9 protein-coding genes are annotated in these 14,318 nt (G+C 44.2%); 1 reads left to right on the forward strand and 8 read right to left on the reverse strand.

The features are described from left to right. Positions 1-149: 149 nt before the first annotated feature. Positions 150-1,379, forward strand: a complete 1,230-nt coding sequence (locus ACR2F3_RS07080; protein WP_432709283.1) for a glycoside hydrolase family 2 TIM barrel-domain containing protein — start codon at positions 150-152, stop codon at positions 1,377-1,379. Positions 1,380-1,429: 50 nt separating this feature from the next. On the opposite strand, the gene ACR2F3_RS07085 is transcribed toward ACR2F3_RS07080, so the two are convergent. From ACR2F3_RS07085 to ACR2F3_RS07120, 8 genes are all read right to left on the reverse strand, one after another. Beyond that, the gene (locus ACR2F3_RS07085) at positions 1,430-2,839 is read right to left on the reverse strand and encodes an APC family permease (protein ID WP_432709284.1); all 1,410 of its coding nucleotides are present in this window, start codon (positions 2,837-2,839) and stop codon (positions 1,430-1,432) included. Positions 2,840-2,842: 3 nt separating this feature from the next. Beyond that, the gene (locus ACR2F3_RS07090; protein ID WP_432709285.1) at positions 2,843-4,657 is read right to left on the reverse strand and encodes a DUF885 family protein; all 1,815 of its coding nucleotides are present in this window, start codon (positions 4,655-4,657) and stop codon (positions 2,843-2,845) included. A 47-nt stretch (positions 4,658-4,704) separates the two neighbouring features. Next, positions 4,705-5,604, reverse strand: a complete 900-nt coding sequence (locus ACR2F3_RS07095) for an AraC family transcriptional regulator (RefSeq protein WP_432709286.1) — start codon at positions 5,602-5,604, stop codon at positions 4,705-4,707. A 160-nt stretch (positions 5,605-5,764) separates the two neighbouring features. Then, complete coding sequence (locus tag ACR2F3_RS07100) at positions 5,765-7,363, reverse strand: RagB/SusD family nutrient uptake outer membrane protein (RefSeq protein ID WP_432709287.1); 1,599 nt, start codon at positions 7,361-7,363, stop codon at positions 5,765-5,767. 16 nt (positions 7,364-7,379) lie between these two features. Then, a complete protein-coding gene (locus tag ACR2F3_RS07105) occupies positions 7,380-10,355 on the reverse strand; it encodes a SusC/RagA family TonB-linked outer membrane protein (protein WP_432709288.1) in 2,976 nt (991 codons plus the stop codon). 110 nt (positions 10,356-10,465) lie between these two features. Beyond that, entirely contained in the window at positions 10,466-11,707 is a 1,242-nt protein-coding gene (locus ACR2F3_RS07110) for an NAD(P)/FAD-dependent oxidoreductase (RefSeq protein ID WP_432709289.1), read from the reverse strand. A gap of 27 nt (positions 11,708-11,734) precedes the next feature. Beyond that, entirely contained in the window at positions 11,735-12,733 is a 999-nt protein-coding gene (locus ACR2F3_RS07115; RefSeq protein ID WP_432709290.1) for a 4-hydroxyproline epimerase, read from the reverse strand. After that, positions 12,730-14,310: an aldehyde dehydrogenase (NADP(+)) gene (locus ACR2F3_RS07120; protein WP_432709291.1), complete on the reverse strand. Its 1,581-nt coding sequence runs from the start codon at positions 14,308-14,310 to the stop codon at positions 12,730-12,732. Before ACR2F3_RS07120 ends, ACR2F3_RS07115 begins: the two co-directional genes overlap by 4 nt. Positions 14,311-14,318: the final 8 nt, after the last annotated feature.

Genomic DNA, 14,318 nt, shown 5'->3' on the forward strand with positions numbered 1-14,318 from the left:
CTTAATAATCCAAGAGATGAATAAATCTGCCTTAGCTCAATGATTCGATTTACAATCGCTGCTTGCTTACCGTTGTTCTGATTTAAAATAAGCTGCCCTTCGTCATTGAAAGTATATGGCACAGCCTGTTTCCAATACACACTGGCGGCGTGCGCAGTATCTGGCTGGAGACCGTAGAAAAAAACCGACTACGTTCGCGTATTGGCGTGATCAGTTTAATTGAAGAGAACCTCGTACGATTTAATTTCACCACCCGTATACATGACCCCGGTTATTACAAGATCAGGTTGAAGGTATACCATCGCAAGCAGGACGATGACCAACCAGTAGCTACCGATGAATATCCTTTGAAACTTAAAGAAGGCCAACGTGACCAGCGCCTGGTGATGGAAATCCCAAATGCCAGAACTTGGTCACCCGAGTCACCCCATCTATACCGCCTGGTAGCACAACTAGTTGACAGCATGGACAATGTATCAGAGATAGAAGCTTATTTTGGCTTAAGAAAAATCGAAGCACGAGGTCCGCACATCTACCTGAACAACAAACGCACCTACCTTAATGGTATTTTATACCAACCTGGAGTGGCCAATTATGAAGAGATTAAAAGGCATATGCATGCCATGAAACGTTTGGGTTGTAACATGGTGCGCATACACATTGCGGGTGTAGACCCACGAATTTACAACCTTGCTGATAAAATAGGCTTGTTACTGTGGGTGGAGGTGCCCAGTCCGCACCGGTCGACTGAAAAAAGTCGTGACAATCATAAAGACGAGCTGCTACGGATGCTGACCCTTATGGGTACCCATCCATCTATTGTGATATGGAGTTTATATAATGAAGATTGGGGCGCACAGGATATTGCCACCAATGTTAAAACCCGGCAATACATCATGGGCATGTACCATTATATGAAACTGGCTCATCCACAGTTTTTGGTGGTAGACAACGATGGCTGGCACCATATTTCTTATCGCGGCCGTTTAAAATCAGATTTGTTAACCGTGCACCTTTATACCCCAGAATTAGAGCGGTGGAAAAAGTTGTTGGATCAGTTGACGCATGGAGAGATGGAAAATGTGGCGGCATTTCCTATTATTGTAGGAGATCCTTTCTTTTACCGTAAGCAAGCGCCGCTGCTGGTTTCTGAATGGGGTGGATTTGGCTTCGCCGATTATGGCGGACCAAAAGATAACGAGGAACGCGCGCGTCAGATCAGGTTGTTTAAAAAAGAACTACGAAACAGGCCCTTCGCCGGTGACGTGTATACCCAGGCTACCAATATTGAGGATGAGCGTAATGGCATAATCGATTTCAGCACCGGCGAACTTAAGGTGCCCGAGGGGTTATTTAATGAAGAAGATCCATCTACTTAGTCACGAGGGCTTCCAGGTTTCTTTTAGGTGGTTCTGTATTGAAAGATGCTTCATGGTTTGGTATTGAATTTTTCGATCAGGTAAAAAACTGGGATGCCCATTAAAGTGATGATGAGGCCTGGCCAGGTATAATTAGGTTTATAAATAATTAGCAGGGTACAGAAAGCCATACCCATAACGATATAAATCAACGGCAGGAAAGGATACCCAAATGCTTTATATGGGCGTTCTGCATCTGGCCTTTTTTTGCGCAGAATAAAAATGCCGGTAATGGTTAACATGTAAAACATGACCACCACAAAGGAAATCATATCCAGTAAATCTCCATAACGACCACTTAAACACCAGAGAGAGGCAAACACACATTGTATCCAAAGCCCCACAGCAGGCACAGCGTTTTTGTTGAGGATACCTACTTTTTTGAAAAATAAACCATCTTTAGCCATCGAGTAATAAACTCGGGCACCAGCCATGATGAGGCCATTGTTACAGCCGAATGTAGACACCATAATCATCAAGGCGATGATCACGGTACCCCAGCTTCCGAAGATCACATGCGAGGCAGCAACCGCCACCCGATCCTTATCTGCGTAGGCCATTTCATGTAATGACAAGATACCGGTATACATGATATTGGTTAATAAGTATAATACAGTAACCATAATGGTGCCCAAGGCTAAGCTTAACCCAATGTTACGTTTAGGGTTTTGAATTTCTCCGGCTATGAAAGTAACGTTATGCCAGGAGTCGCTGCTAAAAATAGAACCGACCATAGCTGCAGCAAGGGCACCAAAGGCGGCCATGGCGGTATAACTCCCTACGCTGCCATCTATAGACAGTGGCTGTAACACCCAGGCATTCTCCCAATTTGCCGCCCAGACACTGGCATCCACAAAGAGGAGCCCAAACACCACCAGTCCAAATAAACTTAATAGCTTGGTCAGCGTGAACGTGGTCTGTATGATTTTGCCGCTATTAACACCCCGGCTGTTGACATAAGTAAGCAATATGATGATGCCGATAGCCAGCAACTGTGCCGGTGACACCTTAAAAAAGCCGAGATCCATGGCCACCAGATCTTCGTTAAAAGCTGGAATGAGGTAGGCGGTAAACTTAGCAAATGCCACCCCTACCGCAGCAATGGTTGCCGTTTGAATCACCGTAAAAAAGCTCCATCCGTATAAAAAGCTAACTAAAGGGTTGTAAGCTTCCTTAAGGTAAATATACTGGCCGCCAGCTTTGGGAAACATGGCACTGAGTTCTCCATAACTCAGGGCAGCCGTTAGCGTCATAAACCCGGTGAGCAGCCAAACAACCATCAGCCAGCCAGAACTACCTACATTCCGGGTAATATCGGCTGAGACAATAAAGATCCCTGAACCGATCATGCTGCCAGCAACAAGCATGGTCGCATCCATTAATTTTAAAGAAGGTTTAAATTGCGTGTTTTCGGCTTTCATCGGTTATTTAGGGCTAGACAGGTTGTAGAACTTCCATTGCGTCATAAAATCTCTATTCAGGCTTTGCTTGGTCAGGGTGGCACGGATCAATTCAACCGGGATAAGGTTTTCTTTCATCACGGCCTCATGAAAAGCAGGAAAGGTCATTTGACCACTGTCAACGAGTTCCTTTCGTAAAGCATTCAGCTGCAGGCCACCGATCATATAGGCGACTTGATACAGGGGACTGTAATTGCCCTGGAAAGAGCGCCTTACTTCGCCTTCGGCATTGGCACGTTCATGCCCTACACGGTCTACAAGAAAATCAACACTCTGTTTAGGTGTCCATTTGCCTAAATGATAATTCAGCGAAAACAAAATACGAGCACAGCGGTGCATGCGCCAGAACAACATGCCTATTCTTTCTTCCGGAGTTTTGGCGAAGCCTTTTTCATAAAGTAAAAGCTCCCAGTAAAGAGGCCAGCCTTCGACGCTAAAGGGCGTGCTAAACGGACGCCTGTAACTTTTAAAACGACTGTTCATGTAGTATTGCAGGTGATGGCCTGGCAAAAGCTCATGCTGCACGGTGCCCCTGGAAAAATAGGGGTTATTGCCGCGCATGCTCATCAGCTTATCTTCTGCGCTCATCGTATTTGTTGGATAAGAAATACTGATTTCCTTACCCCCGGTGAAAAAAGGGTTGACCAGCTGGCGCTCCGGCGACATCATAACCATACCCCAGGTTTCTTCAGCCAGCGGTGGGATATCCAGCAACTTGTTTGCTTTAATAAAATTTGTGGCATCGTCCTGCAATTTGACAATCAGTGCTGGCTGCTCTCCAAGGGGTACATAGGAGTTTTTTACCTTTTCCTGTGCTTGTTTCCAGTCCGCTCCAAAACCCATCTCTTTTGAAGCTTTTAACAGTTCTTTATCGCAGAATTCAAATTCCTTTTCCGCAATTTTGATGAGCTCTTCCGGACTGTAAGGAATAAATTCTGCCTGAAGCTGCCTTACCAGTTCTGCCCGGCCTATCGGCGAACCTTTAATACCGTAGTTATGAGCTTCGCCAATGGCTTGCGGATCTTCTTTCGGGGATAACTGCTTTTCATATTGAGCTAAAGCCAAGTCTAATGATTCATAGGGTTTGGGCACCCACCAGGTAAAATCAGGATCAAAGCCATTATAGAAAACATAAAAGCTATTTAAACGAGTTTTCAGGCCTACTAAAACTTGGTGTAGCAACTGCTTTTCGTTCTCCTTTATGGAGGCTACATCTATAGTTTTGCTGGCCGCCTGAACACTTTTAGACAGGCTGTTCATTTGGGCAGCCACTTCAGTCCCGATAAGGGGACTGCCGCGTTGACGCTTTTTTTCCAAAAGATAGATGTCGTTTGCAAAGGGAAGGTATTTATTGATGATGACCTCTTGAGCAGCATCTTCCTTTAAGCGGTGAAGACTGGCTTGAATTTCTTTCTGGAGCAGCAGGTAATCTGTTTGGCCGTAAATACTGAAGTTTTGGAAATCAAGTTGCTTTAATTTGTTTAAATAACCCTGGTTAATTTCGATCAAGCGTTTTCTTTGTTCTGGCGAATGATACACGCGGGCATTGCGTTGATACATACTACCTGGATAGGTAACATATGGCGAATAAAAATCTTCAATGGCGGAAATGTCGTTTTGGTAGGTGGACATGGTAGTGCCCATTTCGCTAGTCTGTTCGTATAAACTTGCCGTCTCCTGTTGTTGAGCGACAGCAAAAAAAGGCAATAGCAGAAGGTATGAAAAACGGAGCAGGCCTTTGATTGACCTGCTGCTTCTCAGCATTTTTTTTATAGACATTTTTTAGAAATTAAGACAGTTACACTGTCACATTATAACTGTAGATATTACGCAGAAAGCCGGTTGACCTTACTTACATTATTATAGGCATCCACATAGGCTCTTGGCGACTGCCCGATAATGCTTTTAAACACCCGGTTAAAATTGGTGATACTGTTGAAACCCGCTTTATAGGCAACCCCGGAAATACAATCAGTTTTTTTACCGGCAATCAGACTTTTACAGGCGTCATTGATTCTCACTTCGTTCAGGAACGACACAAAGGTGTGGCCAGTGTGTTTTTTAAAGTACCTGCAAAATGCCTGAGGCGTCATATAAGCTGCATTAGCAATATCTTCCAGCGCAATGGGGTTGTTATAATTACGCATAATGTAGTTTATGATGTTACTCAGTCTTATACCTTCATTTTCTGACAAATCAGAAGAATACAATTGTGAACATAGGGGCACCAGCTGTTCTTCAAAAGCGTGAAGGCTGGTCAACAGGCTAACCAGGTTAAACAGCACATCAGTACCCGTAGCTTCATGCACTTTTGAAACCTTGGCAATTATCCTTTCGTTATAGGCAGAAGGAATCTTGAAACCATGTTTATTGTTCTTTAGAAACGAACTGATCATGCTCATTTCCGGCAGGTTAAATAGGCCTCCCAAAGCACCTGAAGGATTAAAATACAAAGAGCAGGCCTCTATATTTTTATCTTCCCTGGTAAAGTATTCAGGATTAGATTTAAATAAATGCGGAAGGTTAGCGCCGATCAGAAACAACTCGCCAGAACGAAAAGAATGCATGTTGTTACCAGCGATCAGGGTTCCTTCGCCCTTTTTTACCCAGGTAAGCTGCCATTCATCATGGCGATGAAGGTATTGGTAGAAAAATGGCAGCTTTACGTGTTCGGTTATCACACTCTTATCATCCGGTACGAGCATGGTAAATGGAAGTACTTTCATGGTTGGTTGGTTTAGGTTATTGAGTGTTAATATACGTATATTAACACTCAATAATTAAAGGCTGCATTAAACCGGTTAATATCCGGTTATACTTGGCTAAAATACGTCATTTCGACGTTTAATCTAACTGAATCTTCCCTTACTAACCACTTTAACCCTGTTAATAGCCCGGATTTTGCTTTAGATTTGGATTTTTAGCAATCTCATCCTGTGGGATAGGGAATAAGGTACGGGTTGGTGATTGCGGTGAATGATTGAACCACTTTTTCGTCGAAAACACACCAAATCGAATCAAGTCTTGCCTGCGATGTGCTTCAGCTGCAAACTCCCAGCCCAGTTCGTCGAGAAAACGACCAAACTCGATATCCGCCCCCCCATTTACAGCATCTATAGAACCATCCGGGCGTTGTAACCCATACTGATAACGACTTCCCTGCAATAGTTCGGCACCTGTAACAGTAGCTTTCGCAGGATTTCCTTTAAAAGCACGTTGTCTTACCTGGGTTACCAGGGCAGCGGCACCATTTGCATCGCCCGTTCTTAACAAGGCCTCTGCTTTCATCATGAGCACATCACCATAACGTAAAAACGGAAAGTCATTATCAAGGTCACCCGTTGCATTGGGTTTAATCACAAACTTGCCGATGCGGTAACCGTGGTTTCCGGCGGCTACAATACCATCCAGACCACCCATCCCTGGAACAAAATTAACGTAATTGATGGCCACCTGACCAGTTTGGGGGTTAATTTGCGGTCCCTGAATCCAGGTATCTTTCAAACGGCTATCGTCTGCGTCGTAGGTATCAATGAATTGAGGAACGGCACAATTTCCACCCCATGGCTGGGCCGTCATCCGGAACACCGGCTGGCTAAGTGGATCCAAAGTTTTAAGGTGAATCTGGTTGCCTTTACCATAGATTTCATCATAAGGAATCGCAAAGATGATCTCCGACGAACTTTGGTTAGTGTAGGTAAATACGTCAGAATAGTTGACATCCAATCGATATTTACCACTGGCAATGATGTCGTTTGTTTCCTGGATGCATTTAGCATATTCAGGGGTACCCACATAGACTCCTGAGTTCAGGTAGATCTTGGCAAGCAGAGCTTTTGCACCCCATTTATTCATCCTGCCGTAAGTTGTGGAAGCATCTTCGCTTAACATTGGCAAAACTTCATTGAGTTCCTTCAACACAAAGTCGTAAACCTCTTTCCTCGTGTTCTGTTGTGGCAGCGTGGTATCCTTAAAGTCGACCACGATAGGCACATTTCCATGGTTATCTAACAGCAGGTAATACGCTAATGCCCTGATGGCCCTGAGTTCTGCAGTAGCCGCATCATTAATGGCGCCCAATTTCAGGGTACCTTCTTCTAATTGTGACAATACCGTATTTACTTTGGTAATAGCCGAGTAAGCGTTCTGCCACGTGTTATAAGGTTGCCATTCGCGCGTAGTCCAGGCATGCTGGTGCATACGTCGGTATGTACCAGCGTCATCCCATCCATTAGGACGCACAGGTGTGATAATAGCATCGGCCGCTTCTTCCTGCAAATCAAAATAACCCTGCCAGCCACACATTACTGTTCGTAAGGAAGCATAAGCCGGCGCCAGGATCGCTGGCAAATCTTTCTCGGTGGGTTGAAATTGCGAAGGAAGCACCTCCGAATAAACCTCTTCATCCAGCTTCGTACAGGAGCTGATCGCGCCTCCGCAACCAATAGTTGCAATAAGTATATATTTAACGATATTCGTTTTCATGGTTTTATAATTAGTACTAAAATGAAACATTAAGACCAGCAGTGAACGTGCGTGTTGTTGGGTAAGCATCACGGTTTTCAATACCAGGAGCAAAGGTGAAATCACCGGTATAACTTACCGCTTCAGGATCTAGCCCTTTGTATTTTGTGATGGTAATTAGGTTTAACCCAGATACATATAAACGAAGGTTCTTTACCCCTTTAATTAGTCTGTCGCCGAAAGTGTAACCAAACGTAATGTTGTCGATTTTAACGTAATCACCTTTTTCAATGTAATCACTTACATACACCAGGTCGTTATTTAACACCTGACCAAATTTTAAGTCATAGGCGTTTGATAACGCGTTATAAGCTTTATTCACTGGGTTTTCATAATACATCCTTTGCATATTCAGCACATCGTGACCAAAAGCACCGCGAACATTCACTGATAAATCGAAGTTTTTGAAATTGAAAGAGTTGTTCAAGCCAAGGAGGTATTTTGGAATACCATTTCCATAAAACTGGCGGTCATTTGGTGATGAATCGGAGATAGAAATGACCTGGCCGTCTTTGTTTTCCACCAGCCATTTGCCATTCTCATCAACCCCAACACTTTTTAATACATAGAATTGACCAATAGGTCCACCTACATTTACACGGTGAGTAGAGGTTTGAATAGGTTCACCAGTATAACCTGCATCAAAGAAGTCGGCTGTTACATCAAATTTGTCATTAGATAAGTTGACCAGTTTGTTGTTATTTGAAGAATAGGTGACATTGGAATTCCACTTGAATGCTTCCGAATCAACCACTTTTACGTTAACTAAAGCTTCAAAACCTGAGTTTTCCATGGTACCTGCATTAATCAACATGCTTTCAATCAAATATGGAGGCACTGGCACCCGGAAGTTGTAGATCAAATCTTCTACTGTTCTGGTATAATAATCTAACGACCCTGTAATTCTATTACTAAACAAGCCGAAGTCTACACCTACGTTATATTCTTTTTTCTTCTCCCAACGCAAATCTGGATTAAAGTTTCTTGCTGGTACAAATCCTTGCACCCATTTACCGTTAATAAAAGCACCCTGGTTATAAGTAAAGTTATAACTGGTTTGCGACATATAAGGATTATTGGCAATGGTACCTGTTATACCGTAACCTGCCCTCAATTTCAAGTCAGACACCAGGGATATATTTTCCATAAAATCCTCTTTAGTCACCCTCCATCCAACAGAAGCTGCAGGGAATGAACCCCAATGGTAGTTTTCACCAAATTTAGAAGAACCCTCTCTTCTAATACTGGCCATGAAAAGGTACTTCTCATCCCAGTTATAAGTTAAACGACTGAAGAAACCAGCCAGTTGCCATTTACTTTTGTAACTGCCCATGGTAGCCAGCCCCCTTTGCAAAGCAGATCCAGCTTCTAGTTTATTCCAGGAGTAAGCATCGGTGGGAAAATCGAAGTTGTAAGCATTAAAACTTTCGTAAACCGCATCTTGCCAGCTATAGCCACCCAATACACTAAAGTTATGTCTGCCAACGGTTTTATTGTAGTTTCCAGTAAACTCAACAAGGTTCTCTACGTTGGCATAGGTAGAGCGGGAGGCAGTTCCGTTAAGTTGAGCTTTCGTGGTATTTACGTGGTTAAAAGTAGTGCTTGTACCATATAAGTTAGTATTTTGAATATTAGAAGCCATTAATTTTAAACTCAGGTCTTTAAATGGCCTGTAATCAAGACTACCATTAACGCGCATTTCCTTAAAAGTATTGTCGTTGGTAGTTTCATGGATTCTTCCTAAAGGATTATCATAATTATAAGCTTCCCTTTCCTGCCATCTACCCTCTTCTGTAAAGATGTTATCTGTTGGGTTTCTAATAATGGCCTGACGGTAAGCATAACCATCCGCACCGCCTTGTTCGGCTTTAGTAGTGCGGTTAATAATTTGCACATTGGTTTTCAACTTATCATTAAACATCGAATGATTTAGGGATGCCCTAATGTTGAGGCGTTTCTGACCTGAACGCAAAAAGATTCCCTCCCAATCGCGATAGTTCACAGAACCCGTAAAATTTGTGGTGTTATTTCCTCCGAAAATCGTCACATTGTGATTCTGGCTCACCGGATTTTGCAGGATTTCATCTAACCAATTGGTATTACCGCCATAATCAATATACTGCTTACCTTCGCCAATCAAGCGACGGTAATCGGCTGCTGTTAACATGTCTGGTTTCCTGGCAATTTGCTGGACAGTAACATAGTTAGCATATTCAATAGTTGCTTTAGAATCAGACCTGTTTTGGCGTGTGGTTATTAGTATTACCCCTCCTGTAGCACGGGTACCATAAATAGCTGCTGCAGAACCATCTTTTAACACGTCCACAGATTCAATATCCTCCGGTGATACCGTATTCAGGCTTCCCGGAACACCATCGATCAGGATCAAAGGTTCAGAAGTTCCACTAATGGAGTTTAACCCACGAAGATTAATTTGTGTGCTTGCTGTTGGATCGCCCGATGGCGTAGTAATCCTTAAACCGGCTACTTTGCCCTGCACCAGTTGCGCGGCATCACGCACTGCACCCTTGGTAAAATCTTCAGCCTTCACTGTTGCAATCGCACTTGTTACCTCACCCCTTTTCTGGGTACCATAACCAACCACCACAACTTCGTTCAAACCACGACTTTCTGCATCAAGTTTGATGTCCAGATTAGTTCTTCCCTCAAGAGCTACTTCCTGAGTAAGATAACCTATATAGCTGAATATCAGCGTTGAATTGGCTTTAGAAACACGCAAAGTGTAATTTCCATTTTGATCAGTACTCGCAGCATTTGATGCTCCTTTTTCCTTCACAGAAACCCCGATCAGCGTGGTGCCATCTTTCGCGTCAGCCACATTTCCTTTAATCACCAGGACATCCTGCGCAAAGAGTTGGCAGGGCAAAAAAAACAGCAAAAGAATCCAGGTTCTTTTGCATAAGTAAAGATAAGGCTCAGTTTTTGTTTTCATGTTTATCTTGTTTGGTTCAACTAATCAATCGACTAGTAGTCTACAAGTTATGATCAAAAAAACTATTCCTGTTTTCGTATATTATCAGGTATTACCCGCTTTTTACCCTGTTATCTGGAAGGGGCAAAAGCATTAATATCAATCGTCGTTTTTTGCTCCCCAATAATCTGGTTCACTAAAGATCCGGTAGCCGGACCCAGGCTCATACCCATCATTCCATGTCCGGTGGCTATCACCAAATTATCCCTTTTTGTACTTCTTCCGATATAGGGTAAACCATCGGCAGAAGATGGACGGAAACCATACCAAATGTCTTTTTGAACAGGCAATTTAGGCTGAAGATCGGGTAAGTACCTTGGAACTGACTCTACAATTCCCATTACCCTTGGCATGTTGATTCTGGTGTTTATTTTATCGAGTTCCATCGTCCCACTATACCTGATACCGCCATTCATTGGGGTAATTGCAACCCTGGCTTCACAAAGTAATGCAGGAATTGTCATCCGTTGCTGGGGTTCGGGCTCCATAAAAGAGTACCCTTTGCCCGGCATCAGGCAGATTTTAATATTCATCATTCTGGCAATAGCCGGTGACCATGATCCGGTTGCCAGAACATATTGATCAGCCTCCCATACCTTTTTTCCGGTATAAACCTTAGTGATCTTGGATCCCGCGGTATCTATTTTAGTCACTTCCTGTTGACGGACGATGTTTACACCAGCTTTTTCAAGGAAACCCAACAAGGCATTCATCACTTTCGGTGGACTCATATGCGCATCATCACGAAAATGGACTGCTCCAAGGATATCTAGATTAAGGTTTGGTTGCAGCTTTTTACACTCATCGGCACTTAAGATCGCCATGTCCATTCCTAATTCCAGGGCAAGTTTCACTATAAGTGCTTCTTCTTCAGCAGCCCGCTCGGTTTTATACATAGACAGGATGCCATTACTTTTCAACTCGAAATCAAAACCTCGTTCTTTAGCCAGATCTACATAGAGTTGTTTGCTGAGCAAATTAAGTTCCTTTAAAGGAACGGCCGAACGGGAAACGTGGCCTGCATTGGCGTGTTTCAAAAATTTTAGTCCCCAGGTTACCAGCTCTGTACTCAAAGACGGCTTCACATAAAAAGGACTTTTCCGGTTAAACATCCAGCGTACCCCCTGCTGCACCATACCCGGTGCTGCAAGTGGTATAAAGTGGCTTGGAACAATCATGCCGGCATTTCCGTAAGAACAGTTGTCGGTAATATCGCCTTTATCAAGGACGGTTACGGTATGACCGGATTTATGAAGATAATAAGCGGAACTGAGTCCTACGATACCTCCACCTATGATTAATACACTTGACATCTATTATTAATTAACAATTAACACTGGTTAAATCACAAGAAAACCATGAGCATAAGGGTCATCATCATCGATTTTAATCGTGTTATAACCATATACTTTTGCCCAGCCTTCTACACTTGGAATGATGGCATCCATGCCATTTAACTGGATGACGTCCTCTACCTTGCCCGTAAATTTGCTACCAATAATACTTTCATGTATAAAAGCATCACCTTTTTGCAACTTCCCTTTGGCATGCCATTGGGCCATCCGTGCAGAAGTACCTGTGCCGCAAGGCGAGCGGTCGATCGCTTTATCACCATAAAATACCGCATTACGTGCTGTAGATGTTGGATCAAGAGGAGCGCCTGCCCATAGAATGTGGCTGCATCCATTGATGGTTGGATCAAGGGGGTGCACAAAAGTATGGGCTTCGTTAATTCGTTTGCGGATCACCTGGCTCCAGGCAATGAGTTGTGAAGCCGTGAAATGTTCTATTCCGGGAAAGTTTTCCTGGGGATCAACAATTGCATAGAAATTACCGCCGTAAGCCACATCGAAGGTCAGCATGCCGAGCTCTGGGCAATCAACCTGTAAATCTGCCGCCGCAAGGTAAGCCGGCACATTCTGCAACTTCACTGAGGTCACTTTATTTCCAGTTTGCTTATACTCAATTTTCACCAATCCTGCAGGCGCTTCCATGCGGATGATGCCTGGTGTTTTCGGCGTAATCAATCCTTCTTCAATAGCGATGGTTATCGTGCCGATGGTGCCATGACCGCACATAGGCAAGCAGCCACTGGTTTCGATAAACAAAACGGCAACATCATTTTCCGGATCGTGAGGCGGATACAGGATGCTGCCCGACATCATGTCGTGACCACGGGGTTCAAACATCAGTCCGGTGCGGATCCAGTCAAACTCTTTTAAAAAATGTTGTCTTTTTTCACTCATATTGGCCCCATAAAGTACCGGACCGCCACCTGCTACCAGTCGTACTGGATTCCCGCAGGTATGTGCGTCTACACAGAAAAAGGATTTAGTCATTGTTTGGTCCAGTTGAGGTCTACCAATCTATAAATACCTAAGGGATTATTTGCTTTCAGCGCATCGGGAAGCAGATCATCGTCCCAATCCTGCCAGGCGATAGGCCTCACAAATCGGTAAACTGCCGTTGAACCAACAGAAGTAAAACGACTGTCGTTTGTAGCTGGAAATGGCCCGCCATGCTGCATGGCGGCACTCACCTCCACCCCTGTGGGCACGCCATTTAATATGATGCGACCGGTTTTATCTGTTAAAGTGCTGATCAGTTCCGGATAGTTGTGCAACTCACTTTTTTCGGCCATAACAGTTGCAGTTAGCTGGCCTTCCAGAGAGGCTACCAAAGCAGTCAGTTCATCTGTATCTTCAGCAATGACGAGCAAGGAATAAGGACCAAAGATCTCCTCCTGCAATTGCTTATTATTTAGAAAATTAGTTGCGCTTACTGTAGCTACACGGGCTACCGACTGGCTTTGCAGTTCTGTATTGACTAAAGGCGATTCGGCAATTAAGGTTACACCATTAGCGTTGAGCACAGCTTTGGATAAAGAACCATAATTCTCACAGATACCAGGCGTAAGCATTGTTGCAGAAGGCATTTCTTTGATTGCCTCCGCTAAACCTGCCTTGAATGATTCCAGCGATGGTGATTTGATCGCCAGCATCAGGCCAGGATTCGTGCAAAACTGTCCGGCCCCCAGTCCAATTGACGCTGCACATTGCGAGGCCAGTGTCTGCGCCCTGTTGTTCATGGCTTCAGGTAATAATACAATAGGATTAATGCTGCCCATTTCGGCAAATACCGGAATAGGCTGTTCCCTTTCCTGCGAAAGTTGGATCAGGGCATTGCCACCTTTAAAGGAACCTGTAAAGGCCACCGCTTTAGTTTTAGGATGTTTAACCAGATGGGCACCAATGGTATGACCATCATCGTATAATAACGAAAACAGGCCTGGAGGTAAACCTGTTTTTTCTATTGCTTTTAAGATCGCACCACCCACCAGGGCACTGGTACCCAGGTGGGCCGGATGTGCTTTTACGACCACTGGGCAGCCTGCTGCCAATGCGGAAGCGGTGTCGCCACCTGCTACCGAGAAAGCTAATGGAAAATTGCTGGCACCGAATACCACCACTGGCCCTAATGGCACCATCATGCGGCGAATATCAGCTCTTGGCAGTGGTTTACGGTCTGGTAAAGCCACATCAATAATGGCATTTACCCAGGATCCTTCTTCCACCAGGTTGGCGAATAGGCGCAGCTGGCCAATAGTGCGGCCCATTTCCCCCTGCAAACGACCTACAGGGAGGCCGCTCTCCTCGGCGGCCCTGCAGATCAAAGTATCCCCTAACCAAGAGATTTCGTCGGCTATTGCCCTTAAAAAAGCAGCCTTAGTATCTTTATTTATATTTTTATATTCCTGAAAAGCATGTTCAGCACCCTTTAGTGCATCATCTGCATCTTGCAAGCTTGCCCGATGAAATTCTCCGGCGAGGGCTTCCCCGTTTGCCGGATTAATTGCATAAAAGACCGGACCCGTGGGATCCCTAAATGCAGCACAAACTATGTTTCTATAAGCCATATTTTCCA

It is taken from the genome of Pedobacter sp. (assembly GCF_045627485.1).
Lineage (GTDB): Bacteria > Bacteroidota > Bacteroidia > Sphingobacteriales > Sphingobacteriaceae > Pedobacter.